Origin of the sequence: Alkalicoccobacillus plakortidis (genome assembly GCF_023703085.1) — a bacterium.
GTDB lineage: Bacteria > Bacillota > Bacilli > Bacillales > Bacillaceae_D > Alkalicoccobacillus > Alkalicoccobacillus plakortidis.
This window is the reverse complement of the sequence record NZ_JAMQJY010000001.1, coordinates 709,264-736,062: the sequence shown is the minus strand read 5'-3', so window position 1 is coordinate 736,062 and position 26,799 is coordinate 709,264. Positions and strand designations below refer to the sequence as shown.

Annotated in this window: 27 protein-coding genes and 4 pseudogenes; all 31 read left to right on the top strand. The window is 39.7% G+C overall.

Features of this window, described 5'->3' with window-relative positions:
* Positions 1 to 12: 12 nt before the first annotated feature.
* Complete coding sequence (gene sucD / locus NDM98_RS04000; RefSeq protein ID WP_251604795.1) at positions 13 to 930, top strand: succinate--CoA ligase subunit alpha; 918 nt, start codon at positions 13 to 15, stop codon at positions 928 to 930.
* A 163-nt stretch (positions 931 to 1,093) separates the two neighbouring features.
* Positions 1,094 to 1,918 (top strand): DNA-processing protein DprA, encoded by an 825-nt coding sequence (dprA, locus tag NDM98_RS03995; RefSeq protein ID WP_251604793.1) that lies wholly within the window; start codon positions 1,094 to 1,096, stop codon positions 1,916 to 1,918.
* 149 nt (positions 1,919 to 2,067) lie between these two features.
* Positions 2,068 to 4,143: a type I DNA topoisomerase gene (topA, locus tag NDM98_RS03990; protein WP_251604791.1), complete on the top strand. Its 2,076-nt coding sequence runs from the start codon at positions 2,068 to 2,070 to the stop codon at positions 4,141 to 4,143.
* Positions 4,144 to 4,254: 111 nt separating this feature from the next.
* Positions 4,255 to 5,562: an FADH(2)-oxidizing methylenetetrahydrofolate--tRNA-(uracil(54)-C(5))-methyltransferase TrmFO gene (trmFO, locus tag NDM98_RS03985; RefSeq protein ID WP_251604789.1), complete on the top strand. Its 1,308-nt coding sequence runs from the start codon at positions 4,255 to 4,257 to the stop codon at positions 5,560 to 5,562.
* A 101-nt stretch (positions 5,563 to 5,663) separates the two neighbouring features.
* The gene (gene xerC / locus NDM98_RS03980) at positions 5,664 to 6,533 is read left to right on the top strand and encodes a tyrosine recombinase XerC (RefSeq protein WP_251608926.1); all 870 of its coding nucleotides are present in this window, start codon (positions 5,664 to 5,666) and stop codon (positions 6,531 to 6,533) included.
* 22 nt (positions 6,534 to 6,555) lie between these two features.
* Entirely contained in the window at positions 6,556 to 7,101 is a 546-nt protein-coding gene (gene hslV / locus NDM98_RS03975) for an ATP-dependent protease subunit HslV (protein ID WP_251604787.1), read from the top strand.
* Between the two features lie 21 nt (positions 7,102 to 7,122).
* Positions 7,123 to 8,513, top strand: a pseudogene (hslU, locus tag NDM98_RS03970) (ATP-dependent protease ATPase subunit HslU).
* A gap of 30 nt (positions 8,514 to 8,543) precedes the next feature.
* On the top strand, positions 8,544 to 9,323 hold the full coding sequence (codY, locus tag NDM98_RS03965) for a GTP-sensing pleiotropic transcriptional regulator CodY (protein WP_251604785.1): 780 nt from the start codon (positions 8,544 to 8,546) through the stop codon (positions 9,321 to 9,323).
* Between the two features lie 361 nt (positions 9,324 to 9,684).
* Positions 9,685 to 10,083, top strand: coding sequence for a flagellar basal body rod protein FlgB (gene flgB / locus NDM98_RS03960; protein ID WP_251604783.1), 399 nt, complete (start codon positions 9,685 to 9,687; stop codon positions 10,081 to 10,083).
* Positions 10,084 to 10,091: 8 nt separating this feature from the next.
* Positions 10,092 to 10,523, top strand: coding sequence for a flagellar basal body rod protein FlgC (gene flgC, locus NDM98_RS03955; RefSeq protein WP_251608923.1), 432 nt, complete (start codon positions 10,092 to 10,094; stop codon positions 10,521 to 10,523).
* 11 nt (positions 10,524 to 10,534) lie between these two features.
* A complete protein-coding gene (fliE, locus tag NDM98_RS03950; protein ID WP_251604781.1) occupies positions 10,535 to 10,840 on the top strand; it encodes a flagellar hook-basal body complex protein FliE in 306 nt (101 codons plus the stop codon).
* 47 nt (positions 10,841 to 10,887) lie between these two features.
* On the top strand, positions 10,888 to 12,489 hold the full coding sequence (gene fliF / locus NDM98_RS03945; protein ID WP_251604779.1) for a flagellar basal-body MS-ring/collar protein FliF: 1,602 nt from the start codon (positions 10,888 to 10,890) through the stop codon (positions 12,487 to 12,489).
* Between the two features lie 14 nt (positions 12,490 to 12,503).
* A complete protein-coding gene (fliG, locus tag NDM98_RS03940) occupies positions 12,504 to 13,520 on the top strand; it encodes a flagellar motor switch protein FliG (protein ID WP_251604777.1) in 1,017 nt (338 codons plus the stop codon).
* Complete coding sequence (gene fliH / locus NDM98_RS03935; RefSeq protein WP_251604775.1) at positions 13,513 to 14,289, top strand: flagellar assembly protein FliH; 777 nt, start codon at positions 13,513 to 13,515, stop codon at positions 14,287 to 14,289. Before fliG ends, fliH begins: the two co-directional genes overlap by 8 nt.
* Positions 14,282 to 15,587 (top strand): annotated as a pseudogene (fliI, locus tag NDM98_RS03930) (flagellar protein export ATPase FliI). Before fliH ends, fliI begins: the two are co-directional and overlap by 8 nt.
* A gap of 13 nt (positions 15,588 to 15,600) precedes the next feature.
* Positions 15,601 to 16,038 (top strand): flagellar export protein FliJ, encoded by a 438-nt coding sequence (fliJ, locus tag NDM98_RS03925; RefSeq protein ID WP_251604774.1) that lies wholly within the window; start codon positions 15,601 to 15,603, stop codon positions 16,036 to 16,038.
* A 12-nt stretch (positions 16,039 to 16,050) separates the two neighbouring features.
* Positions 16,051 to 16,641 (top strand): MotE family protein, encoded by a 591-nt coding sequence (locus NDM98_RS03920; RefSeq protein WP_251604773.1) that lies wholly within the window; start codon positions 16,051 to 16,053, stop codon positions 16,639 to 16,641.
* Between the two features lie 69 nt (positions 16,642 to 16,710).
* A complete protein-coding gene (locus NDM98_RS23815) occupies positions 16,711 to 18,219 on the top strand; it encodes a flagellar hook-length control protein FliK (protein ID WP_251604772.1) in 1,509 nt (502 codons plus the stop codon).
* Between the two features lie 18 nt (positions 18,220 to 18,237).
* Positions 18,238 to 18,708 carry a flagellar hook assembly protein FlgD gene (gene flgD / locus NDM98_RS03910; protein WP_251604771.1) on the top strand — a complete coding sequence of 157 codons (471 nt, stop codon included), beginning with the start codon at positions 18,238 to 18,240 and terminating at the stop codon, positions 18,706 to 18,708.
* Positions 18,705 to 19,079 (top strand): TIGR02530 family flagellar biosynthesis protein, encoded by a 375-nt coding sequence (locus tag NDM98_RS03905; RefSeq protein WP_251604770.1) that lies wholly within the window; start codon positions 18,705 to 18,707, stop codon positions 19,077 to 19,079. The genes flgD and NDM98_RS03905 overlap by 4 nt, the downstream gene beginning before the upstream one ends.
* Before the next feature lie 76 nt (positions 19,080 to 19,155).
* Positions 19,156 to 19,977 carry a flagellar basal body rod protein FlgG gene (flgG, locus tag NDM98_RS03900; protein WP_251604769.1) on the top strand — a complete coding sequence of 274 codons (822 nt, stop codon included), beginning with the start codon at positions 19,156 to 19,158 and terminating at the stop codon, positions 19,975 to 19,977.
* 39 nt (positions 19,978 to 20,016) lie between these two features.
* Entirely contained in the window at positions 20,017 to 20,247 is a 231-nt protein-coding gene (locus NDM98_RS03895; protein WP_308807678.1) for a flagellar FlbD family protein, read from the top strand.
* Positions 20,248 to 20,679, top strand: coding sequence for a flagellar basal body-associated protein FliL (gene fliL, locus NDM98_RS03890; protein ID WP_251604768.1), 432 nt, complete (start codon positions 20,248 to 20,250; stop codon positions 20,677 to 20,679).
* 29 nt (positions 20,680 to 20,708) lie between these two features.
* Positions 20,709 to 21,695, top strand: a complete 987-nt coding sequence (gene fliM / locus NDM98_RS03885) for a flagellar motor switch protein FliM (RefSeq protein ID WP_251604766.1) — start codon at positions 20,709 to 20,711, stop codon at positions 21,693 to 21,695.
* Positions 21,692 to 22,846, top strand: a complete 1,155-nt coding sequence (fliY, locus tag NDM98_RS03880; protein WP_251604764.1) for a flagellar motor switch phosphatase FliY — start codon at positions 21,692 to 21,694, stop codon at positions 22,844 to 22,846. The genes fliM and fliY overlap by 4 nt, the downstream gene beginning before the upstream one ends.
* A gap of 19 nt (positions 22,847 to 22,865) precedes the next feature.
* Positions 22,866 to 23,228, top strand: coding sequence for a response regulator (locus NDM98_RS03875; protein WP_251604762.1), 363 nt, complete (start codon positions 22,866 to 22,868; stop codon positions 23,226 to 23,228).
* Complete coding sequence (gene fliO, locus NDM98_RS03870) at positions 23,203 to 23,916, top strand: flagellar biosynthetic protein FliO (protein WP_251604761.1); 714 nt, start codon at positions 23,203 to 23,205, stop codon at positions 23,914 to 23,916. The genes NDM98_RS03875 and fliO overlap by 26 nt, the downstream gene beginning before the upstream one ends.
* Positions 23,913 to 24,621 (top strand): annotated as a pseudogene (fliP, locus tag NDM98_RS03865) (flagellar type III secretion system pore protein FliP). The gene fliO and the pseudogene fliP overlap by 4 nt, the downstream one beginning before the upstream one ends.
* A gap of 15 nt (positions 24,622 to 24,636) precedes the next feature.
* Positions 24,637 to 24,906 (top strand): flagellar biosynthesis protein FliQ, encoded by a 270-nt coding sequence (fliQ, locus tag NDM98_RS03860; RefSeq protein WP_251604760.1) that lies wholly within the window; start codon positions 24,637 to 24,639, stop codon positions 24,904 to 24,906.
* Complete coding sequence (gene fliR / locus NDM98_RS03855) at positions 24,906 to 25,682, top strand: flagellar biosynthetic protein FliR (protein WP_251604759.1); 777 nt, start codon at positions 24,906 to 24,908, stop codon at positions 25,680 to 25,682. The genes fliQ and fliR overlap by 1 nt, the downstream gene beginning before the upstream one ends.
* 1 nt (position 25,683) lies before the next feature.
* Positions 25,684 to 26,792: pseudogene (gene flhB, locus NDM98_RS03850) on the top strand (flagellar biosynthesis protein FlhB).
* The last annotated feature ends 7 nt before the right edge of the window (positions 26,793 to 26,799 follow it).

Here is a 26,799-nt window from a genome sequence, read left to right as displayed (position 1 = left end):
GGACGTGGAGAAATGAGTATCCTCATTAATAAAGATACAAAAGTACTTGTTCAAGGAATTACAGGAGCAACAGGTCTTTTTCATACACAACAAGCCGTTGAATACGGTACAAATGTCGTTGGTGGAGTGACACCTGGTAAGGGTGGTACTGAGATTGAAGGCATTCCTGTCTTTAATACAGTGGAAGAAGCAGTAAAAGCAACTGGCGCAAACGCTTCAGTTATCTATGTTCCACCTGCTTTTGCAGCGGATGCAATCATGGAAGCAGCAGATGCTGGGATCGAATTAGCGATTTGTATTACAGAAGGAATTCCTGTGCTTGATATGGTAGATGTTAGACGTTACCTTGAAGGCAAAAATACACGTTTAATTGGACCTAACTGCCCAGGAGTTATTACTCCAGACGAATGTAAAATTGGAATTATGCCAGGATACATTCATAAAAAAGGACACGTAGGTGTTGTTTCAAGATCTGGTACATTAACGTATGAGGCTGTTCATCAGCTATCTACAGCAGGTATTGGCCAATCTTCAGCTGTTGGAATTGGTGGAGACCCTGTAAATGGAACAGACTTCATTGATACGTTAAAGCTATTTAATGAAGATCCAGACACATACGCTGTCATCATGATTGGTGAAATTGGCGGTACAGCTGAAGAAGAAGCAGCTGAGTGGGTTAAAGCTAACATGACAAAACCAGTTGTCGGTTTCATTGGTGGTAAAACAGCTCCTCCAGGCAAACGTATGGGGCATGCTGGTGCGATTATTTCAGGTGGTAAAGGTACTGCCGCTGAAAAGATCAAAACACTTGAGAGCTGCGGCGTAAAAGTGGCTGCAACACCATCTGATATGGGTGACACTCTTATTGCAGCTTTAAAAGAAAACAATCTTCTTGAAGCTTGCACAACTCATGAAGCAACAAAATCATAAGTAAGTTGCATGAATAGCAGATGACCGAAAAGGGGCTTGAGACTCAGTCGATTTCTTAAGCCCCTATCGGTCTATTTTGCTATACTTCTTTTTAATAGAAAGGACGTGACTGAATCTGTCTACTTTTAGACAACGATTAATTCATCTTCACAGCTGTCGTGGCATGACCTGGAGTAAACTCTCTCAGCTCTTAACAAAGGACCCCGAACTTACACTAATTTACTCTATGAATCTCACACAACTATCCTCCTTTTTTTATCCAACCCTTAAAAAACCTCAAGATTTCTATTACGACCTTCATTCAATATCTCCAATTGAAACAACATCCTCTTACCTTCAGAAATCTATTCATGTTTTAACCTATTTTGATGTGGACTATCCGGCACTATTAAAACAAACCTATGATCCGCCTTGGGTACTTTATATCCGAGGAGATGCTAGCCTATTACAAGAAACAAAAACACTTGCTGTTGTAGGTACAAGGCTCCCAACACAGCTTGGAAAACGAAGCATCGAAACCCTTTTACCACCGATTATTAAACAAGGATATGTGATTGTTAGTGGCTTAGCTAAAGGAATTGATCGACTTTCTCATATAGAAGCAATTAAGCATAACGGAAAAACAATGGCTGTCATAGGTTCAGGTTTTGATTATATGTATCCAAAAGAAAATAAGGCTCTTTATGAACATCTTGTGTCAAAGCATGTTGTACTCACAGAATATCCTCCATTTATCCCCCCACAAAAATGGCACTTTCCTGCACGAAACCGAATAATTAGTGGACTCTCTAAAGGCATACTCGTAGTGGAAGCAGCTGAAAAAAGTGGCTCGTTGATTAGTGCAGATCAAGCACTTGAGCAAGGAAGAGATGTTTTTGCTGTACCCGGCCCAATTTTTTCTCCTGTCTCACAAGGAACAAATCATTTGATCCAACAAGGAGCAAAGCTTGTTCGAGATGCAAACGATATAACAGAAGAATGGTCATGATAAGTGACTTGTTTGTTTAAGTAGAATAAAGAAATAATCAATAATTTTGGTAGAAAAAGCCTTGAAATCATTTTCTTATGTTTGACAAATAGCAAAAGTGTGTTTAATAATGAGGAGGATTTCATTTATAGATGAGAGGGAGTGGCTGTATGGCCGATTATTTAGTAATCGTGGAATCTCCCGCCAAAGCAAAGACCATTGGTAAATACTTAGGAAAAAAGTATATCGTAAAAGCATCAATGGGACATGTAAGGGATTTACCAAAAAGTCAAATGGGTGTAGATGTAACCAATGACTTTGAACCAAGGTATATTACGATTCGTGGGAAGGGACCCGTCTTAAAAGAATTAAAAACTGCAGCAAAAAAAGTAAAGAAAATTTACCTTGCGGCTGACCCCGACAGAGAAGGGGAAGCGATTGCGTGGCATTTGGCTCATAGCCTTGACATAGATGAACAGTCGGAATGTCGTGTTGTATTTAATGAGATTACGAAGCAGGCAATCAAAGATGCGTTTAAAACACCTCGTCCGATTAACATGGACTTAGTTGATGCGCAGCAAGCTCGCCGTATTCTCGATCGACTAGTTGGCTATAATATTAGTCCTTTATTATGGAAGAAAGTCAAAAAAGGATTAAGTGCTGGCCGTGTTCAATCTGTCGCAGTCAAAATGATCATTGATCGTGAAAAAGAAATACAAGCCTTTAAACCTGAAGAGTACTGGAGTATTGCAGGAAAGTTTTTATTGAATAAGGATGAATTTGAGGCCAAGTTCTATGGAATTGATGGCAAGAAGAAGGACTTGGGGTCGGAGGAAGACGTCAATCAAGTATTGGCTAAGCTTAAAGGCAAAAATTTTGATGTGCAATCAGTCAAGAAAAAGGAACGCAAGCGAAACCCAGTTGCACCGTTTACCACATCATCCTTGCAACAGGAAGCAGCAAGAAAGTTAAACTTCCGAGCGAAAAAAACGATGATGATTGCCCAACAATTGTATGAAGGAATTGACTTAGGCAAACAAGGCACAGTTGGTTTAATTACGTATATGCGTACAGACTCCACTAGAATTTCCGAAACTGCCAAAGAAGAAACAAAAGCATATATTGAAACGACTTACGGCAAAGAATATGCAGCAAAAAACGCACTTGCAGTAAAAAAAGATCAAAAAACTCAGGATGCACACGAAGCAATTCGTCCAACCTCTGTTAATTATGATCCAAAAGAAATGAAAGCTTATCTATCTCGTGACCAATTAAGACTTTATAAATTAATTTGGGAACGATTGGTATCTAGTCAGATGGCTCCTGCCATTATGGATACGATGACTGTTGATTTAGATAACAATGGGGTTATCTTTAGAGCGACTGGCTCGAAAGTGAAGTTCCCTGGTTTTATGAAAGTATATATTGAAGGAAATGATGATGGGAAAAAGGAAGAGGATCGATTACTTCCAAATCTAGAAGAAGGTCAAACGGTTAAACAAAAAGATCTTGATCCTAATCAACATTTCACTCAGCCACCTCCACGCTATACGGAAGCAAGACTTGTTAAAACCATGGAGGAGCTTGGCATAGGTAGACCGTCGACGTATGCACCAACACTCGATACGATTCAGAGACGTGGCTATGTTACGTTAGATGAAAAACGATTTATTCCGACTGAACTTGGTGACATTGTCCTAGAATTAATTGTTGACTTTTTCCCTGAAATTCTTGATGTTAAATTTACTGCAAAAATGGAAACAGATCTCGATTCTATTGAAGATGGTAAAGATCAGTGGATCAAGGTTATCGACAGCTTCTATCAAGGGTTTGAGAAACGCTTAAGTGTTGCTGAAGAACAGATGAAGGAAGTTGAAATCAAAGACGAACCTGCAGGTGAAACCTGTGAAAAATGTGGTTCTGAAATGGTTTATAAAATGGGACGTTACGGTAAGTTTATGGCTTGTTCAAACTTCCCTGATTGTCGTAACACCAAAGCGATTGTAAAAGATATTGGTGTAAAATGCCCTACTTGTAAGGAAGGCAATATTGTTGAACGTAGAAGTAAAAAGCGCCGTATATTCTATGGCTGCGATCGATACCCCGAATGTGAGTTTGTCTCATGGGATAAACCAATAGCGAGACCGTGTCCAAAATGTGAAAGTTTATTGGTAGAAAAGAAGTTGAAGAAAAGTGTGCAAGTGCAATGTGTATCATGTGATTATTCCGAGAAGGATACGAATTAAATAAGATTAAACAGGGCTGTCTAATCCAAAAAAAATGGTTTTGCTTGACAGTCCTGTTTGCTACGTGTACTATTCTATAAGCAAGCTAGAAAAGAAAGGTGAAATCAATCTATGGAACAACCAATTATTACGGTAATCGGAGCAGGTCTAGCAGGAAGTGAAGCAGCATGGCAGATTGCCAAACAAGGCATCCATGTGCATCTATATGAGATGAGACCTGTCAAACAAACTCCGGCCCACCATACAGATAAATTTGCTGAGTTGGTTTGCAGTAATTCATTGCGAGGCAATTCGTTAACAAATGCAGTAGGTGTATTAAAAGAGGAAATGAGACGCCTGGACTCTGTTATTATCGCATCAGCTGACCAAGCTGCCGTACCAGCAGGTGGTGCTTTGGCGGTTGACAGACACGATTTTGCAGATGCGGTTACACAAAGCGTTCGAAATCACCCTAATATCACGGTATTTAATGAAGAAATAGAATCAATTCCTGATGGCCCAACGATCATTGCGACTGGACCATTAACCTCAGAAGGTTTGTCTTCAAGTCTACGTGAATTAACAGGAGAAGAGTCACTCTATTTTTATGATGCGGCAGCGCCAATTATTGATGCTGAAACCATTGATCGTGATAAGGTCTACCTTAAAAGTCGTTATGACAAGGGAGAAGCTGCCTATTTAAATTGCCCGATGACAGAAGAAGAGTTTGATCGTTTTTATGATGCATTAGTTTCAGCTGAGACAGTCCCTTTAAAAGAGTTTGAGAAAGAAATCTTTTTTGAAGGCTGTATGCCAATAGAAGTGATGGCGTCACGTGGCAGAAAAACAATGTTATTTGGACCGATGAAACCAGTTGGCCTTGATGATCCAAAAACGGGCAAGCGTCCATATGCAGTTGTGCAACTAAGACAGGACAATTCCTCTGGAACATTATTTAATATGGTAGGTTTTCAAACGCACTTGAAGTGGGGACCACAAAAAGAAGTATTCCGACTTATTCCAGGACTTGAGCAGGCTGACTTCGTTCGTTATGGTGTCATGCACCGTAACACGTTTTTAAACTCACCAAAGTTACTGAATCGTACCTATCAGTTTAAGGAACGAGAGGATTTGTTTTTTGCTGGCCAAATCACTGGTGTGGAAGGCTATGTGGAATCTGCTGCGGCTGGTATGATAGCAGGACTGAATGCTGCTAGACTTGTTCAAGGCAAAGAATTGTTAGTGTTCCCTGAGGAAACCATTCTTGGCGCTATGGCAGAGTACATCACTACAGAAGCGAAAAAGAATTTTCAGCCTATCAATGCGAACTTTGGTTTATTAAAGCCATTGGATGAACGAATTAAAGTTAAAAAAGATCGCTATGAAAAGCTAGCTGAGCGCGCATTGACTACAATTCAGAATTTTATGAAAGAAATGTGAATACCGTTGTTTTTGCCTGTTTGGCGTGTTAGAATTTAGTAGCTTAGGAGAGGTGAGTCGTTTGAATCAAGCTTCAGAACAGCAATGGCTTGGAACGTTTTATGCGTTATCTGCAAATTGAGAAGGGCAGCTCACCTCATACGTTATCAAATTACACACGAGATATTGAAGCGTTTTATACATTCATGGCACGAGTTGGGTTAGACTCGTTAGCGAACGTTACCTATGCAGATCTTCGAGCCTACTTAAGTGAGTTATATGAACAATCATATGCCCGAAAAACAGTCTCACGCAAAATTTCATCCATGCGTAGTTTCTGTCATTTCCTGAAAAGAGAAGGACTTATAGAGGAAAATGTATTTGCGCATGCTTCCTTGCCAAAGGCCGAGGGCAGATTACCACAATTCCTTTATGAAGAAGAAATGCAAAAGCTATTTGAAGGGATAAGTGGAAATTCTGCCTTGGATTTACGTGATCGTGCCATTCTAGAATTGCTCTATGCAACCGGAATTCGTGTAAGTGAGTGTTGTTTGTTAGAGATCGACCATCTTGATTTTTCGATTGGTACGGTTTTGGTCTATGGAAAAGGAAAAAAAGAACGCTATGTTCCAGTTGGTTCGTATGCACTCAAAGCACTTCAGGCATATCTAACAGATGGCAGACCGACTCTTCAGTCTAAAAATCCAGTCCCGACCCAACAGCTTTTCTTGAACTATCGGGGCAGTGGCTTATCAGAACGCAGTTACCGGACAATATTAACCAAGAGAATGGAAGAAGCAGCTCTTTTTCATCGAATAAGCCCTCACAAACTACGACATTCATTTGCCACTCATTTACTTAACAATGGTGCTGATTTACGAGTAGTCCAAGACTTACTAGGCCATGAACATCTATCAACTACACAGGTGTATACACATGTTACAAAAGATCGACTTAGAGATGTTTATATGAATCATCACCCACGTGCATAAATCTGTGAGAGGAGGCCAGAGCATGGATCAATCATTTCATGCAACCACTATTTTTGCTGTTCAACATGATGGCAAAAGCGCCATGTCAGGAGATGGTCAAGTAACCTTTGGTAATGCAGTTGTGATGAAGCATACAGCTAAAAAGGTACGCCGAATTTATGGTGGAAAAGTACTTGCAGGGTTTGCTGGTTCAGTTGCAGATGCTTTTACACTATTTGAGAAGTTTGAAAGTAAGCTTGAAGAATACAATGGTAATCTTCAACGTGCTTCTGTTGAACTGGCAAAAGAATGGCGCAGTGACAAAGTGTTACGAAAGCTAGAGGCCATGATTATCGTTATGGATAAAAGCCAAATCCTTTTAGTATCAGGCACAGGAGAGGTCATTGAACCAGATGATGGCATTCTTGCTATTGGCTCAGGGGGCAATTATGCGCTTGCTGCGGGCAGAGCCTTAAAGAAACATGCACCTTCATTAAGTGCATTAGAAATTGCAAAGGCAGCCTTGGAAACAGCAGGAGACATTTGCGTTTATACAAATGATCAGTTGGTTATAGAGGAGCTTGCTTAAGCTGAAGGGAGATGAGCTGATATGAAGGACTCATTAACGCCAAAAGATATCGTAAACCGACTAAATCAATACATAGTCGGGCAAGAGGGAGCAAAAAAATCAGTTGCGATTGCTTTGCGTAACAGATATCGGCGCAGCATGCTTGATGATAAACTAAAAGATGAAATTACGCCTAAGAATATTTTGATGATTGGACCAACTGGAGTAGGTAAAACGGAGATTGCTCGCAGGCTTGCAAAACTAGTGGGTGCACCTTTTGCTAAAGTAGAGGCAACAAAGTTTACTGAAGTTGGGTATGTCGGTCGTGATGTTGAATCCATGGTTCGAGATCTTGTAGATACAAGCGTACGAATGATTAAAGAAGAACGCTTGTTAACGGTTCGTGGACCTGCGGAAGAATTAGCAAATAAACGTATTGTTGACTTACTTGTACCTTCAGGCAAAAGAAAATCATCAAACAAAAATCCATTTGAGATGTTATTTTCTAACGATGAGTCAAATGAAGAAGAGAGTGAGCCGGAAGAAGAGCTTTCTCAAAAGGAACTTAAAAGAAAAATGGCTCACAAGCTTGCTCTTGGTGAATTAGAGGACCGAATGGTTACCATTGAGGTTTCAGAACAAAGTCAGCAGATGTCGGATATGTTTCAAGGAGCTGGCATGGAACAAATGGGTATGAACATGCAAGAGATGTTCGGAAATCTAATGCCTAAAAAGAAAAAGAAACGTAAACTTCCCGTATCAGATGCTAGAAAAGTATTAATTGAAGAGGAAGCTCAAAAATTAATTGATATGGATGAAGTTAATCAAGAGGCCATTAACCGTGCTGAACAGCTAGGTATTATTTTTATCGATGAAATTGACAAAGTGGCTGAAAAAGTCAGCAATCTGCCGATGTATCTAGAGAAGGCGTTCAACGTGACATCCTTCCGATTGTAGAAGGTTCCACAGTCGTAACCAAACATGGCGCAGTCAAAACGGACCATATTTTATTTATTGGTGCAGGCGCTTTCCATATGTCAAAACCATCTGATCTTATTCCTGAACTGCAAGGGCGATTCCCAATTAGAGTTGAACTGTCTAATTTGTCTGTTGATGACTTTGTGCGTATCCTACTTGAACCTGATAATGCTTTATTAAAACAATATCAGGCGTTGCTTCAGACGGAAGGTATTAAAATTACATTTACAGACGATGCTGTACGTAAGATTGCTGTGATCGCAGCTGAGGTTAATCAGGAGACTGAAAATATTGGTGCGAGAAGATTGCATACATTGCTTGAACGATTACTAGAGGACCTGTCATACGAAGCTCCAGACATCACGATGGAAGAAATCACGATTACATCTGAGTATGTAGAAGAGAAACTGGCCTCAATTGCAAAAAACAAAGATTTAAGTCAATTTATATTATAAACGAATGGATATTTTGGAGGAGATTAGAAAATGGATTTATTAACTAGGTCAAGAAAAATTAACGATATGTTGCAAAAGTCAAGTGGACAGCATGTGAGCTTCCGTGACATGGCCCAAACGCTAGCGGAAACAATTGGTTCTAATGTATATGTGCTTAGTCGCCGCGGACGCCTACTTGGCTTGTCCGTTCAGGAAGAGATTGAAAATGATCGTATGAAAAAAATGTTTGAAGAAAAGCAATTTCCATTGGAATATACGGAAGGACTTTTTAAAGTAGATGAGACTTCTGCAAACATTGATATTGAAAGTGAATTTACAGCTTTCCCTGTTGAGAATAAAGATCTATTTAAATCAGGACTGACAACAATTGTTCCGATTAAAGGCGGAGGACAACGTCTTGGTACATTAATCCTTTCTCGTCTCAATAACACGTTTAATGATGATGATCTTATTCTTGCTGAGTACGGTGCAACGGTTGTAGGTATGGAGATCCTTCATGAAAAAACTCAGGAAATTGAAGAAGAAGCTAGAAGCAAAGCTGTTGTACAAATGGCGATTAGCTCACTTTCTTACAGTGAACTAGAAGCGGTAGAACATATCTTTGAAGAGCTTGATGGCAGAGAAGGATTACTTGTAGCGAGTAAGGTTGCTGATCGAGTTGGAATCACACGTTCAGTCATTGTAAATGCACTCCGTAAGTTAGAAAGTGCAGGCGTTATTGAATCACGTTCACTTGGAATGAAAGGGACGTATATTAAAGTATTAAATGATAAGTTCCTTAATGAATTAGAACGTATGAAAGCAAAATAAAAAGATCTATGAGAAAAGACTCTCCGCCTTTAGGAGGGTCTTTTTGTATGTTCCTTTAAATTAAATCTAATTCTATCAGATTATTGACCACCTTCTAGTAGATGTATAGGTATTTTTACGGATTTAAGGATTAAAATTTAGATATGTAAGCGACTTCATTCGATCAGTTTGAAATTATAACAAATTATAGTAACTATATAGGTATATTTTAATGGGTATTAATTAGTAAATACTGTGTATCTCATAAACTTAGTTAGACAATGGTACTAAATTTAAGTACAATTTGCTTATAACTAGTGATAAAGTTTCAGGATTATTGAAGAATTATGTCGATTTTGTTTGTTTGGAAGGGAGTATTGTCATGGATCTTTTTTCTGGTGCATCATTTCGGTCTATTGAACTAGGTTTGAACCAAGCGCAGCAAAAGCAATCACTTATCGCTGATAATATCGCAAATGCGGATACACCTGGTTACAAGGCTAAACAGTTGCCGTTTTCACAATCATTAAAGAATGAATTAAACGGCTCAAATTTCTCAGCCTATAAAACACAAGCAGAACATGTGGACTTTCAAGGTACTCAATCTAGTTCTTCTAAATTAGATGGGTTAAAAGGGAGATATCATCACAACGGTAATGGTGTTGATATTGATAAAGAAATGGCTAATCTCGCTGAAAATCAAATTCAATACAACGCATTGATTGAAAGGCTGAATGGTCGATTTTCTTCTCTACAATCAGTGATAAGAGGAGGTAAATAAAGATGTCGATGTTTAGTGGATTTAACGCAAGCGCCTCTGCATTAACGGCACAACGTCTACGTATGGATGTGGTTTCATCAAATATGGCAAATGCGGAAACGACAAGAGGTCAGCTTGTTGATGGAGAATGGCAACCTTATCGTCGGAAAATGGTCTCCTTAACTCCAAACCAATCGAACCACAGTTTTCAATCCTATTTAAACAAAGAGTTAGGTGGAGTAAAGGTATCTGCAATTGAACAAGACACAACACCATTTAAGCTGGTTTACCAACCTGAACATCCTGATGCTAATGAAGATGGATTTGTGCAAATGCCAAATGTTGACCCATTAAGAGAAATGGTTGATTTAATGGGGGCAACACGTTCCTATGAAGCGAATGTGACAGCCCTAAATGCGTCCAAAAATATGCTACTCAAAACACTAGAAATCGGTAAATAGGAGGCATCGAGATGGATCCAATTTCGTTACAAAGTCCGTTTAAACCAATACAAACTGCAAAGCTCCAGTCTGAACCTATTTCATCTGGGGAGGCACAGGAAAGCTTCAAGTCTCTACTAAGTCATGCGCTCTCCGAAGTGAATTCTATGCAAAATGAATCGAGTAAAAAAACAGAGGATCTTGCGCTCGGAAAACCGGTTGAACTTCATGATGTGATGATAACGGGCCAAAAAGCCTCCGTTTCCTTGCAAGCAACCATAGAAATTCGTAATAAAGTTGTGGAAGCCTATCAAGAAATGATGAGAATGCAGGTTTAATCTCATCATTTTAAAAAAAGATTATTGCAAGGGTGCCAGGAGGTCGCATGAACGAGACAATAGCAAGATATAAAAATGGAATACAAACATATTGGACAGAGAGAGAACCTGGTCAAAAGCGTTGGCTCATTATTGGGTTTATTCTCATCGTTTTTATGATTGTGGCACTTACATATTTCAGCACACGACAAACATACGTGCCACTCTACAGTCAGCTTTCATTACAAGAAACGGGACAAATTAAGGAGACGCTTGATTCTAAAGGGATTTCTTCTAGAGTTTCTAAAGATGGCATGACGATCGAGGTGCCAGAAAGTCAGGTTGATTCGTTAAAAGTTGAATTAGCAGCTGAAGGCATTCCTCAAAGTGGAAGTATCGATTATACGGTATTTTCCGATTCATCAGGCTTCGGGATGACGGATAATGAATTTTCTGTTATGGAACGAGCTGCCATGCAGACAGAAATCTCAAACCTCATCAAAAATATTGAGGGCGTTCAAAATGCCAATGTAATCATCACATTGCCAGAAGAAAGTGTTTGGTTAAACTCCTCGCAAGAATCAGCAACAGCTGCTGTTGTTCTAGACCTAAAACTAGGAACTCAGCTTGACCCTGATCGTGTAAAAGGACTTTATCATTTAATTTCTAAAAGTGTACCTAATTTACCTATAGAAAATATCGTAATATCTGATCAAAACTTTAATAATTACACATACGAAAGTAATTCGTATGGTGATTCAACACTAGCGGCTTTTGAGCAACAGCGTGGGATACAAAGAGAAATTGAGCAAGACATGACACGTAATCTTCAACAAATGCTTGGAACAATGATAGGACCTGATAAAGTCCTCATCTCTGTAACAACTGATATAGATTTCACACAAGAGAATCGCACAGAACAACTTGTGGAACCAGTTGATGAAGAGAATATGGAAGGTATTGCTGTCAGTGTAGAACGAATTGCTGAAGCCTATACGGGAGAAGGTACGGTTCCGGAAGGAGGAACTGCTGGTACAGGAGAAGGAATTCCAAACTATGTTGAAGGTGAAGGGAACGAAAACTCAGAATGGGAACGTACTGAGGATCGAATCAACAATGAAGTCAATCGGATCAATCGTGAAATTACGGAAAGCCCCTATCAAATTCGAAATGTTGGACTACAAGTAATGCTAGAGCCACCTGAAGGCATGGATACAATTCCGGCTCAGCAAATTGCGGATATACAACAAATTTTAGGGACAATTGTGCGGACAACATTACCTGAGGTGAATGGTGAGCAATTAACCCAGGATGAAGTGAATTCTAAAATCGTCGTTACCTCTCATCAGTTTGCTGGCAAAACAGTCCAAGCTGATACTGAGATTGGTCAGGCTATACCTACATGGCTGTATGCATTAGCAGGAGTGTTGCTGCTTGTTGTTATCGTGCTTGTTATCATATTGGCTAGAAGTAAAAAACAAGTAGAGCTTGAAGAGACAGTGGAAGAGCTTGAAATCGATAGCGAGGTAGCATCCAAACCAGAGATTCCGGATCTGCCATCTGAAGGTAGCGGACCTGCACATGAAAAACGTAAGCAACTAGAAAGTATGGCTAAGGAGAGACCAGAAGAGTTCTCTAAGCTGTTACGTTCTTGGTTAGCTGAAGATTAAAGGAGGCAGAGAAGGTGGCAAGAGCTTCAAATAAAGAACTAACGGGCAGGCAGAAAGCAGCTGTATTACTTATCTCTCTTGGTCCCGATGTCTCTGCTCAAATTTATAAGCATTTAACGGAAGAAGAAATTGAACAACTATCTCTAGAGATATCAAATATCCGGAAAGTAGAAAGCTCTGTAAAAGATGAGGTGCTTGAACAATTTCACCATATTGTGATGGCTCAAGATTACATTTCACAGGGTGGAATTGGTTATGCCAAAAGCATCTTAGAAAAGGCGCTTGGAGAAGAAAGTGCGATGCAGATTATTAATCGACTTACTTCTACTTTGCAAGTTAGACCGTTTGATTTCGCTAGAAAAGCTGATCCAAATCAGATTCTTAACTTTATACAACATGAACACCCGCAGACGATTGCCTTAATCCTTTCTTATTTGGATTCATCACAAGCAGGACAAATCTTATCGGAGCTGCCACAAGAAGTACAGGCAGACGTTGCAAGACGTATTGCGATAATGGATAGTACATCTCCTGAGATTGTCAGTCAGGTTGAGATGATATTAGAAGAAAAGCTCTCCCAGTCTGTTACTCAAGATTATACAGAAGCTGGCGGTGTGGAAGCAGTTGTTGAAGTTCTAAATGGGGTTGATCGATCAACTGAACGTACCATTTTAGATGCACTCGAGATTCAAGATCCGGAGTTGGCTGAAGAAATTAAGAAGAGAATGTTTGTCTTTGAAGACATCGTCACATTGGATAATCGTTCCATTCAACGCATTATTCGTGATGTTGAAAATGAAGATCTACAGTTGTCACTGAAAGTAGCAAGCGAAGAAGTAAAAGAAATTGTCTTTAGCAATATGTCACAACGAATGGCTGATGCATTCCGTGATGAGATGGAATATAAAGGTCCAGTACGTTTACGTGATGTAGAAGAAGCACAATCTCGTATTGTGGCAGTGATCCGTAAGCTCGAAGAATCTGGTGAGATTGTCGTGGCCAGAGGCGGAGGGGATGACGTCCTTGTCTAGGATTATTAAATCTCATACTGAATCCAATACGCAGCCAAAGAGAATGATTGCGATAAAACCATTGTATAGTCCTCATCAGCAGTCGGAACAGACGTTAACTGATGAGGAACATCCTTCAGAACAATTGATGGCTGAAAAGAGACTGCAGGAAATGGAAAAACAAGCACAGCAAATGATGGATGAAGCCGAGCTGCAATCAGAACAACTAACAGAGTTGTTTGAACGTAAGGAACAAGAAATGTCAGTGCAGGCTGAACAACTTTTTGAAGAAAATCGTAAACAAGGATATGAAGAAGGATACAAGCAGGGTGAGCAGTCTGTTTGGGCGACTTACAGCGATAAAATTCTTGAAGCCCAATCCATTATTGAGCAGGCAAGTGTAGAGCGAGATACCCTACTAAAACAAGCTGAACCTCAAATGATCAGACTTGCCTACCTACTAGCTGAGAAAGTACTTGGCCAAGCGTTAGAATCTGATCAGAACACGATTCAATTTTTAAAGAAACAAATTTATGAAGCGAGAGAGCATGAAGACTTAAAGCTGTTTGTTCATCCAACATGGTACCAAATTGCGGTGGAACAAAAGCAAGAGCTCACAACTGTTTTGCCTTCTACCACACAATTACTTGTTATACCCGATCATCAGCTTGATGAACAGGAATGCATCATTGAAACCAAACAAGGTCGTCTGCACACATCAATGGATCAACAGCTTGCTGAGATTAAGAAACAGCTTCTTGAAAAACAAAAGGAGCTTACACATGATTAATCAAGCTCTGTTTGAGTCAGTGCCCTTGATGTCTGTTCATAAGTGGTATGGAAAGGTTACAAGAGTTGTTGGGTTAACCATTGAATCCTCAGGTCCAACGGCTGCTGTAGGAGATATTTGTGTCATTCACTCAGGTAGAGATGGGAATGGACGAATACAAGCAGAAGTAGTTGGCTTCCGAGAAAATAGCGTGTTGCTCATGCCCTTTTCAGATACGATCGATATTGCACCAGGTAATCTGGTTGAGTGTACAGAACAGCCTCTAACCATCCCAGTTGGTCACGGTTTAATCGGTCAGGTCATCGATGGACTTGGTAGGCCAATGACAGAGCTCGTTCCGGATGAGTCATTTAGTTGGGTTCCTGCCGAACAAGCTCCACCAAACCCACTCTCCAGGCCTCGTATAACAGAACGACTTGGTTTAGGCGTAAGGGTCATCGATGGACTGTTTAGTGTTGGTAAGGGTCAACGTATGGGAATCTTCGCCGGTAGTGGTGTCGGTAAAAGTACATTACTCGCGATGATTGCAAAATATTCCGCAGCTGATGTAAATGTTATTGCACTCATTGGAGAGCGTGGACGCGAGGTAAAGGATTTTGTTGAGAGGGACCTTGGAGAAGAAGGTATGAAAAAAACGGTCCTATTAGTTGTAACATCGGATCAACCTGCGCTTATGCGTGTAAAAGGTGCACTGACGGCTACAGCTGTTGCTGAATACTTTCGTGATCAAGGATTAAGCGTCAACCTCATGATGGATTCGGTCACACGCTTTGCCATGGCTCAACGAGAGATTGGCCTAGCGATTGGAGAACCTCCTACAACAAAAGGGTATCCACCTTCTGTTTTTGCTATGTTGCCACGACTTCTTGAGAGATCAGGGACCAACCTTCATGGCAGTATCACGGCATTTTACACCGTTTTAGTTGATGGTGATGATATGAATGAGCCAATTGCTGATGCAGTACGAGGTATTCTTGATGGTCACTTAGTGTTGGACCGACAGCTAGCTAACAAAGGTCAGTTTCCAAGCTGTTCATGTGTTAAAAAGTGTATCTCGAGTAATGAGTGATATTGTGTCTGAGAATCACCTAGCTTCAGCAGCCCATTTACGCGAATTGTTGTCTGTATACACGGATGCAGAGGATCTAATTTCTATTGGAGCTTATAAAAGAGGATCCAATCACAAGCTAGATGAGGCAGTAGGAGCGCATCCAGATATTCTTGCTTTTATCAAACAAGAGACCAAAGAACAAGTCACATTCGAAGACACTGAACAACGTTTAGTTGATCGATTCTAAGGAGGCAGAGGTATTGATTTTTCAGTATTCCTTACAAAAGCTAATGGATATAAAAGAGCGTGAAAAGGAAGAGGCAGAAAATATATACTCGCAAGCTGTCAAAACGTTTGAAGAGGTAGCGACGGCACTTTATCACTTATTAAAGCGAAAAGAATCGCTTGAGGCAGATGCTCGATTAAAACTAGCGAAAAAAGTTTCGATTCAAGATATTCAATCAATGCAATCAAGTATGCTCTTTCTTCAGGAAGCGATTCAGAAACAACAACATCTGACTCAACTTGCTAGAAAAAAGATGGATGAGAAGCAGCAACTACTCATTGATGCGTCCTTTGAACACAAAAAACATGAAAAAATTCGCGAAAAAAAATACATGCAGTTTACGTTGGAGGAAAAACGTCTGGAACAACTAAGTATGGACGAAATTTCCATTCAGCGATTTGTTAGACACTAAAAGGGTGAAGTCATGACAAATGAAAAAAAGAAAGGCAATGGATTCAAAACATTTTTGTTAGCAGTTTTACTACCATTAGTCGTTGTTTTTATGCTTGCGTTGTTTTTTATTGGACCTTTAATCGGCATTGATGTTATTGCAAGTGGCAAGAAGTGGGCGGCTGACACACCAGTACTTTCCTCATTAGTTAGTGAAGAACTAGTTGTGGCTGAAACGGAAACGCCAAATGATCTGAAGGCCGAAAATAATAGTCTACTAGTTGAACTTGAACAAACAAAATCAGATCTTGAACAAGCGCAACTAAGCTTAACAGAAACCCAGGATGAACTTGAATCTATAAAGTCAACTGTGGCAGAACAAGAGCAGACCGCGGCTACAGACGTTGCATCTCAAACCACTGTAGATCGGAGTAAAGAGCTTGCAAAAACCTATGAACTAATGTCTGCAAAAGCAGCAGCGGCGATTTTAAATGAACTGACCGTGGATGAAGTGATCATTCAACTTGCTGATGTTAAAGCTGAAACCAAGTCCGCGATACTTGCAAAGATGGATACGGAAAAAGCGGCAGCAGTTGTAAGGATTTGGTCTGAAGAAACAAGTTGAAAGGAGGTGAATTAGTGAATCATTTTGTACAATCCTTTGGGATAGCACCAAGCATTAAGTGATCGTTCTGTGGGCTTAGAACGAAAATTCTTAGAAGGCTTACAAACAGATGTTTCTAGAGAATCAGATTCAATGGAAAGAGTGCCAGCTTTTGCAGAGTTTCTTCAACGAATGCAGTCTCCAGAGCGTCAAGAATCAAATGCTGCTGTCACTTTACAAAGAAGAGCATCTACATCTGAGTCCGTTGCTGATGAAAATCCGGAATTAGAGCTACAAGATATTGAAGATGTGATGAAACCACTGCTAATGTATGATGCTGATTCGATTGCAGAATTTTTAGATGTAGAAGCATTAACAACCTTGCTACTGCCATTGGTCACGCAACCGTCAATTAGTGAACAGCAAACTCAACAAACGCTTGATGAAGGACGACAAAGTCCAGAAATGGAAACAGGGCGTACACCATCACCAGATCAAATCCGGTCAGTGGTAAAGCAAGTCATTCCGTTACATCTGTTGCCTACATTTACTAGTCAACAATCAAATCTCGCTCAAAATCAAGAACAAGAAGATTTGGAAATGACGCTCCCTACAAAGAGCCTGGAAGGAATTGAATCCTTTAAAAAAGCTGAACAGCTAAGCAAGGTTTTAATGAGTCAAAACACACAATTTTTAGAAACAGAAGAATTTACGTTTGTTTCAAAACAAGTTGAATCGTTTTTGACCGGAGAAGGCAAAGCAACACTCGGTTTATTGCTAAAAGATCTGAAACAAACATTCAAAGCAATGGAAAATGTTTTTTCTAATCCAACAGCTGAGCTAGAAACAAGTGATAAGCTTGAAAAGTTATTGCAGCAGTTTAAGCCAGTAGAACAAAAATTGAAGTCAATGGATCAAGATCCACAATCCCAGATGACCAGACAATCAAGTCTGTTAAGTGAGGAAGTTACAAGTCATAAAGATAGTCAGATTGATGTGGCACCATCCAGAACTTCATTAAAATCAAAGGTACCTGAAGTGAACAATAGTACAGCTGGTGTAATCACACCAAATAGTGCGAATGAAACAGAGCCTTTAATAAGTGTTGAGCGATCTGTTCCTTCGATGCAAATGACTAGTACAAAAGAAAGTCAACAGCCAGTAGAGTCTGAATCACTGCAACGATCTGAAGAGCAACGTTTTGTTAAACAGTTGCAGCGTATCTTTCAACAAGGAACGATGACGCAACTAAAGGATGGTCAAGTTCAATTTACGTTAAAGCTCTTTCCAGAACATCTTGGAAAGCTGCAAATTCAATTGATTCAAACAGGACAGAAACTAACGGCTCAAATTGTTGCTGAATCATCTGCTACAAAAGATCTTGTGGAACGCAGTCTGCCACAATTAAGACAAGCTTTGGCAACTAACAACATACCTTTAGAACACATTGATGTTGAGGAATCTATGCTGCAGGATCAGCAGCAGCGTGGCGATGAAGGCTCAGACCAACACCAAAGTAAACAAGATGAAAAAGAAGACACTGCTAACACAGTAAGTTTTTCATTTAAGACGCTTTTAGAAGGACTTTTTTCAACATAAGGAATGTAGGTGAAATCGATGACGTCGATAACTAATGACTATTTGCTACCGAAACAAACACAAGCAGTTCAAAAAAGTGATAGTTTAGGCAAGGACGATTTTCTAAAGTTGCTTTTGATTCAGCTGCAAAACCAAGATCCAAGTAATCCGGTCGATGACAGAGAATTCATCGCACAAATGGCCACATTCTCTTCCCTAGAACAAATGACCAATATGAATAAAACGCTCGAAGGCTTTGTCCAATCACAAGCGAATCAAACGTTATTAAAATACAGTGAGTTGATTGGTAAGGAAATTACATTTGAAGTCGCTGATTCAGATAAATTAACGGGTGAACAGGAAACAGCTAAAGTTGCATCTGTTAAATACAATAAAGAAGGTTTTCTTCAGATAGGTCTTGAAGACGGTACGTGGATTTTTGATACCCAAATAGTAGGTGTTGCCAAAGCTGGAGTAGAAGCAACGCCCGAAAAGGAACCAAGCGAATGATTGACCCGAATCTACCTATTCAAAGCAAGCTCCAACACCATCAGATTCAACCAAATGTAAGACAACCTGCTCGAAGTGAAACATTTAGTCAATTGCTCCAATCAGAGCGTCACCAATTAACGATTAGCAAACATGCTAATGAACGGCTGACTCAAAGAGGTATTCAAATGAATCAAGCCGAGTGGAATACGATTCATGAGAAGCTTAAGGAAGCAGGCAAAAAGGGAATCACCGATGCGTTGGTTGTAACAAAGAGTGCGGCCTTAGTAGCAAACACAAAAAATCAGACGATCATTACAGCGTTAAATCGGCAGGAAGCATCCAGTCATATTTTCACAAATATTAACGGAACAATTCTTTTAGACTCATAAAATTAGGCAGGACCCAATAAGGGATGCCACAAACTGTGGAATGATAGAAGCAGTTTCAAAAAAGGAGCGTATTAGAATGATTAAATCAATGTATTCAGGCATTTCTGGTATGAAAAACTTTCAAACAAAACTAGACGTCATTGGGAATAACATCGCAAACGTAAACACATACGGCTTTAAGAAAAGCCGCGTAACCTTCCAAGACTTAGTCAGTCAACAGCTAGCAGGAGCAACAGCAGCTCAAGCAGATGGTCGTGGTGGGATTAACTCCAAGCAAGTTGGGGCAGGTTCATCTCTTGGTTCAATTGATACAATTCATGAGGGTTCTACTAGTCAATTTACAGGACGTTCTCTTGATTTATCTATTGAAGGAGAAGGATATTTTGCAGTAACAGACGGTGATCAGACTTTTTACACTCGTTCAGGAAATTTCTATTTAGATGAGGGTGGCTATTTAGTTACGGCAGAAGGCTATCGTGTTTTAGGCAGTGATGATCAAACAATCAGTGTGATTGATATGGTAGGCGGAGATTTAAATGATATCTCAAGTTTTTCAATTGGTAAGGACGGTTCGATAAACATTGTAGGTTCAAATGAGGATGTTGTGGTCGATGAACGACAAATCGGATTAGTGAAATTTGCGAATACAAGCGGGCTATCTAAAAGCGGTGGAAACCTGTTTGTTCCAACAGCTAACTCTGGTCAACCTTCTGCAATCGGTGCTCCAGGTGCTAACGGCACTGGTGCAATTAATGCATCTTCTCTTGAAATGTCTAACGTTGACCTTTCTGAAGAGTTTACAGAAATGATTGTTGCGCAGCGTGGATTCCAATCTAATTCAAAAATTATTACAACCTCAGATGAGATTTTACAAGAGCTTCTTAATCTTAAACGATAACTAAGAGATTCGCTTATAGGAGGCATGCAGGCACACTAAGTGCCTGCTACATATAAAATGATACGATTACAACGACTAAATGGACAATTTTTCTTGTTAAATGCATTACTTATTGAGCAAGTTGAAGCAATTCCTGAGACAAGTATCACTTTAATTGGTGGAAAGAAAATCATTGTACGTAATGAACTTGAAGAAGTCTATGACCTAATTAATGATCGCTTCGGAAAAGTGGGGGTTTTAGGATCGGTCTTTAAAAAAGGAGGGAAATAAGTGTTTAAAAGTAAGATATCCGTTGTACTGCTTGTTATGTTTTTAACTCTTGCTGTAGCTGGAGGAGCTGTCTTTTTATCCTGGGATTATATCACAGCAGAAGCAGAGGAAAATGCAGAGCCTACAATCGATGAAATCATAGAACGTTCGTATGATACGGAAGAACTAACGACAAATTTGTTGAACAATGGTTTTGTTCGTTCAAAATATAAAATTCAATTAGATAGTAAAGATGCGTTACATGAACTTGAAAAACGAGATTTTCAAGTGACTAATATTATTATCACAACCCTGTCAGGAAAAGAAGCTACCGAGCTTAGTGGACCTGATGGGAAAACAAAGCTTGAGGAAGAGTTAAAAGAACAAATTAATGAATTGATGCAAGAAGGTTCTGTTCAAAAGGTGTATATGACTGAGTGGGTTCTACAATAAGTAAGGCTAAGAATTAAGAGGTGAGGCCATTGGCAGATGTATTATCGCAAGGAGAAATTGATGCACTCTTATCCGCTTTATCGACTGGTGAAATGAATGCGGAGGAGCTAAAAAAAGAAGAAACACAGAAAAAGGTGAGAGTATATGACTTCAAGAGGGCGCTCAGGTTCTCAAAAGAACAAATCCGTAGCCTGACAAGAATTCATGAAAACTTCTCAAGATTGTTAACGACCTTTTTCTCAGCTCAGCTTCGTACCTTTGTTCAGATTCATGTAGCCTCTGTTGATCAGCTGCCATATGAAGAGTTTATCAGTTCAATTCCTAAGATGACCATTTTGAATGTCTTTGAACCCGTTCCGTTAAATGGTCGGATTTTGATGGAAGTGAATCCGAATATTGCGTATGCCATGCTTGATCGCTTAATGGGTGGAAAAGGAATCAGTGTCAATAAAATTGATAACTTAACAGAAATTGAAACAAAAATCATGTCGGCATTGTTCCAGCGAACATTGGATAGTTTTACAGAAGCGTGGAGTTCTGTTGTGGAGATGGATCCAATTTTAGATGAGATTGAAGTGAATCCGCAGTTTTTGCAAATGGTTCCTCCAAATGAAACGGTTGTAGTTATTTCACTGGCAACGAACATTGCGGAGACAACTGGTATGATCACGATTTGTTTACCACATATGGTGCTTGAAGAGATTTTACCAAAGCTATCAAATCATTATTGGTTACAGGAGAACAAAAAGCTACGCAGTCCGAATGAACAGAAACAGCTTGAGAAACAGGTGCGAGATACACCATTGCTTGTCCAGGCAGAGCTCGGCAGGTCTGAGATGACAATTGAGGAATTTCTAAACTTGGGTTCTGGAGATGTCATTGAACTAAACCAGTCAATACACAATCCGTTAATGTTAAGTGTTGGTGGAGAAACCAAGTATTTGGCTCAGCCTGGAAAACAAAAAAATAGAATAGCTGTTCAAGTGACGGACGTATTAGAGGAGGCAGAAGAATGAGTGACGGCATGCTCTCTCAAGAAGAAATAAATGCATTGCTTAATGGGATGGATCCAGATGATCAAAAAGATGATCCAATAACTGAGTTAGATGTAACTGAGTATTTAACAGATATGGAAAAAGACACATTAGGGGAGATTGGTAATATTTCCTTTGGAAGTTCAGCGACGGCCTTATCTTCTTTGTTAAATCAAAAAGTAGATATCACTACACCTCAGGTAACCGTTGTTGAGAAGAAAAACCTAGAACAAGAGTTTCCGCGTCCTCATGTTGCTGTGCAAGTTGAGTATACAGAAGGCTTTGAAGGAACAAATCTATTAATGATCAAGACCACAGATGCAGCGATTATTGCTGATCTCATGTTAGGTGGAGATGGAACGAATCCTTTAGAAGAGTTGACGGATATGCATATCAGCGCAGTGCAAGAAGCAATGAATCAAATGATGGGTTCAGCTTCTACATCGATGTCTACTTTGTTTAACATGAAGATTGATATCTCTCCTCCTTCTGTTGATGTAATGGATATTAAAAATGGAGAGAACACGGATTATGTACCTTCAGAGGAGGTTCTAGTCAAAATCTCGTTTCAATTACAGGTTGGGGATTTAATTGATTCAAAAATCATGCAAATTGTTACATTACCATTTGCAAAGGAATTTATTAAAAATCTAACGAGTCCAACTGATGAGACACCACAAGCTGAAGTCTCCTCTCCTGAGGTCACTAATCCGGAACCGGAAAAAGTGGTACAAGCTAATCCGGTTCAGCCTACTTATACTGCACCAAGAGAAACAAATCAGCACGTTGGAGGCATGTCAGGTAGAGGGTCAAGTGATATTCAACCTGCTGCGTTTGCGAGCTTTGATCAGCCGCAACTATCAAGTTCACAATCTGGCAATCTGGATATGTTGCTCGATATTCCATTAAACGTAAAAGTGGAATTAGGTCGTACAACTAAATCCATACGAGATATCCTTGAATTCACACAAGGTTCTATTATTGAGCTAGATAAGCTAGCGGGTGAGCCTGTTGATATTTTAGTTAATGAAAAACTAATTGCAAAAGGTGAAGTTGTGGTAATAGATGAAAACTTTGGTGTGCGAGTAACGGATATTGTAAGCCAAGCAGAACGAATTCGTAATTTAAATTAGCCTTGAAGGGATGATTAATATGGGACAAAAAGTACTAGTAGTTGACGATGCAGCATTTATGCGAATGATGATTAAAGATATTTTAACAAAAAACGGATTTGACGTAGTGGGAGAGGCAGCGGATGGAAATGAAGCTGTCACTCAGTACAAGGATCTATCTCCTGATCTTGTCACAATGGATATCACGATGCCTGAAAAAGACGGAATTAGCGCGTTAAAAGAAATCAAATTATTTGATCCTAATGCAAAAATTATTATGTGTTCTGCAATGGGGCAACAGGCAATGGTTATTGATGCCATTCAAGCTGGTGCTAAAGACTTTATTGTGAAGCCTTTCCAAGCGGAGCGAGTGATAGATGCGATTAACAAAACACTCGGTTAAATTGCTTTTGGTGTTGATTGCTTTTGGCAGTATCAGCTTGTCTCCTGTTTCAACAGTTGAGGCAGCTGACTGTCAGTACGTAGATCAAAATAGATCGGATGAGTGTAAGGATCAAAACAGCAATGAAGGCGGATGGAGGGTTAGCGAAGACGCTGACTCTAGTGATGATGCAGAGGGAGAGGCTGTTCCTTTTGGTAATCAAGATAGCGGTTTTTTAACGATTCTTAAGCTAATTGGCTCGCTTGCTCTAATCATTGCTCTCATCTATGGTTTACTTCGTTTCTTAAGTAAACGGACAAAAACCTTTCGACAGTCACAGCTTCTCGAAAATATCGGAGGCGTTCCACTCGGTCCTAACCGATCCGTTCAGCTTATTAAGGTGGGAAATCGTGTACTTGTTGTTGGTGTAGGTGAATCGATTCAGTTATTAAAAGAAATTGATTCAGAAGATGAGCTAGAGCAATTGGTGAAACTTCAAAATGAGCAGGATCAACAGCTCCAGGTACCAGCACAAAAAGCGTTTGACTGGATGAAATCCAAGCTGAATCGTTCTCATAATCAACAATCATCTATTCAAGGTCATTCGGCTACACAAACCTCCTTTCAAGACTTGTTTTCAGAAAAGCTAAAAGAAGCGTCAAATTCACAACAAGAGCTTGAAAAGGTATTAAAGGAGCGTAAGCCATGACGGTGGATGAAATTATACTTCCTGCTACAGGAATATTAAACAACTTTGATTTAACAGGGTTAACAGGCTCTACAGAAAATGCAGCGACTACGATCCAGCTTTTTCTGCTGTTAACAGTTTTGACCCTAGCTCCTTCTATCCTAATTATGATGACGTGTTTTACGCGGATTATCATCGTGCTTTCTTTTGTTAGACAGGGCTTAGCTACTCAATCCATGCCGCCTAACCAGGTGTTAATTGGTATTGCACTTTTTATTACATTTTTTATCATGGCACCTGTATTAAGTGAGATTAATACGGAGGCATTACAGCCTTTTGCAAATGATGAAATCTCTCAAGAAGAGGCATTTGATCGCGCTACTGCGCCAATTAAAGAGTTCATGTCTAAACATACGCGTGAAAAAGATCTAGCATTGTTTATGGGCTATGCAGGATTGGAAAGACCTGAGTCGCTTGGAGGAGATCCCGCTTACGGCACTTGTTCCGGCATTTGCTATCAGTGAATTAAAAACAGCCTTTCAAATTGGCTTTTTAATTTTTGTTCCCTTTTTAGTGATTGATATGATCGTTGCAAGTGTGTTGATGTCAATGGGAATGATGATGCTTCCACCAGTTATGATCGCCTTACCATTTAAGATTTTATTATTTGTACTTGTAGATGGATGGTATTTAATCGTCCAATCGTTATTACTTAGTTTCCAGTAAGGAGAGGGTGTTTATATGAGTCAGGAATTTGTTATTCAAATCGCTGAAAATGGCGTATGGACCGTGCTGCTTGTAGCAGGCCCTCTTCTTATTATTGCATTGGTGCTTGGCTTACTTGTAAGTATTTTTCAGGCAACAACACAAATTCAAGAACAAACACTAGCATTTATTCCGAAAATTGTTGGTGTGCTATTTGCGCTAGTTATTTTTGGTCCATGGATGCTTGGCCAAATTACAAATTTCACGTATCAAATCTATTCTAACTTACATCGGTTTATTGGATAATGACACAGTTAATGGCGTATTTGCCGGCCTTTTTATTAATTTTTATACGTGTTAGTTCATTTATGGTGGTATTGCCTCTCTACTCTCATCGGTCAATACCTATGATGTTTAAACTAGGACTTTCGTTAATGCTTGCGTGGATTATGGTGCTAGCCTTTGATATACCTGAGCTTGTCTTTAATTGGAATTATATTTTACTCATTATAAAAGAAATTGGTGTAGGACTTGCTGTTGGTTTGGCTGCGATGATCCTGCTATACGCCATCCAGGTTGCCGGGGGACTCATTGATTTTACAATGGGATTTATGATTGCGAATGTAGTAGATCCACAAACAGGAGCACAAAGTCCGCTAACAGGCGGTTACTTATATACATTTGCGCTGTTATTTCTTTTAACGGTTAATGGTCATCACCTGTTGCTTGATGGGATCTATTATAGCTATCAATATGTGCCACTTGATCAATTGACGTTACCTTTTGGTGATGAACGAATTCTCAATCAAGCGGTATCTATATTAGCGACAATGTTTATTGTTGCAATTCAAATCGCGTTTCCGATTGCCGGTTGCTTATTTTTAGTTGATCTGGCTTTAGGAATGGTATCAAGAACTGTTCCACAGATGAATGTGTTTGTGGTTGGTATGCCATTAAAGATCTTAGTTGGTTTGCCTTTGTTAATGGTCTATATGGGTGTGTTTATGATGATTGTACAAAAGTTGTTTGATGAGACAATACTCACGATGCGAACGCTTCTGCAATTACTTGGGGGTGGATGAAATGGCTCTTATCAAACTTGATCTGCAATTTTTTGCAGATGAAAAAACAGAGAAAGCCACACCCAAAAAAAGAGATGAAACAAGAAAAAAGGGACAAGTTCCAAAAAGTACAGATGTAAACACCTCTTTAATGATGCTGATTGTTTTTCTCTTTCTCTGGATGTACGGCGGAAACATGATTGTGTCAATGTTCGCTGATATGCAGAGAGAGATTTTCACGAACTACTTGATAACGGAGGTTACACCTGAGTCGGTTGCAAGAATGTTTCTAACCATCTCGACACAGGCACTACTCGCAGTGCTTCCGCTTATGTTGCTCGCTGCATTTGCAGGTACATTTGGTAGCTTTATTCAAGTAGGGGCGATGTTTTCAACAGAGCCACTAAAAGCAAAGTTAAATAAGTTGGATCCGATTAAAGGATTTAAGCGAATTTTTTCTGCTAGAGCGTTAGTTGAACTCGCAAAGTCTGTATTGAAAATTTCACTTGTCGGAACAACAGTAGTCATCATCATTTGGACCCATTTAGATGAGGTGATGCTCTTGTCTCAGAAATCTATTACGGATGCAATGGGTGTGATTGGTTGGCTGACCATTATGATGGGCCTTGCAGTTGCGATTTTATTAATGATTCTATCGATACCAGATTATATCTATCAGCGCTATGATCATGAAAAACAAATCAGAATGTCAAAAAAAGACATTAAAGATGAGCACAAAAATATTGAAGGGGATCCGCGGATCAAATCAAAACGAAAACAAAAGCAAATGGAGCTTGCGATGCAACGGATGATGCAAGAAATTCCAAATGCCGATGTTGTGATTACAAACCCAACTCACTTTGCGGTTGTTCTTAAGTACGACGAGAGTAAAGCAGAAGCTCCTTTTGTGGTTGCAAAAGGTGTGGATTTCTCCGCACAACGCATAAAAAAAGGGCACAGGAGCATGGGATCCCAATGGTTGAGAATCGCCTTTTAGCAAGAGCTTTATACAGTCAAGCAGATATAGGTCAACAAGTGCCAACGGATTTGTTTAAATCAGTAGCAGAGGTATTAGCCTATGTGTACAGATTAAAAGAAACTGAGGCTACAAAAAGTAGCCTAAAGAACTAAAGAAGGG

Bases quoted from the DNA above. Each gene is read 5' to 3' on its own strand.
- flgD (WP_251604771.1), top strand. From the start codon at position 18,238: ATGACGTCGATAACTAATGACTATTTGCTACCGAAACAAACACAAGCA.
- fliQ (WP_251604760.1), top strand. From the start codon at position 24,637: ATGAGTCAGGAATTTGTTATTCAAATCGCTGAAAATGGCGTATGGACC.
- hslV (WP_251604787.1), top strand. From the start codon at position 6,556: ATGGATCAATCATTTCATGCAACCACTATTTTTGCTGTTCAACATGAT.
- flgC (WP_251608923.1), top strand. From the start codon at position 10,092: ATGTTTAGTGGATTTAACGCAAGCGCCTCTGCATTAACGGCACAACGT.
- sucD (WP_251604795.1), top strand. From the start codon at position 13: ATGAGTATCCTCATTAATAAAGATACAAAAGTACTTGTTCAAGGAATT.
- codY (WP_251604785.1), top strand. From the start codon at position 8,544: ATGGATTTATTAACTAGGTCAAGAAAAATTAACGATATGTTGCAAAAG.
- topA (WP_251604791.1), top strand. From the start codon at position 2,068: ATGGCCGATTATTTAGTAATCGTGGAATCTCCCGCCAAAGCAAAGACC.
- fliE (WP_251604781.1), top strand. From the start codon at position 10,535: ATGGATCCAATTTCGTTACAAAGTCCGTTTAAACCAATACAAACTGCA.
- fliY (WP_251604764.1), top strand. From the start codon at position 21,692: ATGAGTGACGGCATGCTCTCTCAAGAAGAAATAAATGCATTGCTTAAT.
- dprA (WP_251604793.1), top strand. From the start codon at position 1,094: ATGACCTGGAGTAAACTCTCTCAGCTCTTAACAAAGGACCCCGAACTT.
- fliR (WP_251604759.1), top strand. From the start codon at position 24,906: ATGACACAGTTAATGGCGTATTTGCCGGCCTTTTTATTAATTTTTATA.
- NDM98_RS03875 (WP_251604762.1), top strand. From the start codon at position 22,866: ATGGGACAAAAAGTACTAGTAGTTGACGATGCAGCATTTATGCGAATG.
- fliO (WP_251604761.1), top strand. From the start codon at position 23,203: ATGCGATTAACAAAACACTCGGTTAAATTGCTTTTGGTGTTGATTGCT.
- NDM98_RS03920 (WP_251604773.1), top strand. From the start codon at position 16,051: ATGACAAATGAAAAAAAGAAAGGCAATGGATTCAAAACATTTTTGTTA.
- flgG (WP_251604769.1), top strand. From the start codon at position 19,156: ATGATTAAATCAATGTATTCAGGCATTTCTGGTATGAAAAACTTTCAA.
- xerC (WP_251608926.1), top strand. From the start codon at position 5,664: ATGCGTTATCTGCAAATTGAGAAGGGCAGCTCACCTCATACGTTATCA.
- trmFO (WP_251604789.1), top strand. From the start codon at position 4,255: ATGGAACAACCAATTATTACGGTAATCGGAGCAGGTCTAGCAGGAAGT.
- fliF (WP_251604779.1), top strand. From the start codon at position 10,888: ATGAACGAGACAATAGCAAGATATAAAAATGGAATACAAACATATTGG.
- NDM98_RS03905 (WP_251604770.1), top strand. From the start codon at position 18,705: ATGATTGACCCGAATCTACCTATTCAAAGCAAGCTCCAACACCATCAG.
- flgB (WP_251604783.1), top strand. From the start codon at position 9,685: ATGGATCTTTTTTCTGGTGCATCATTTCGGTCTATTGAACTAGGTTTG.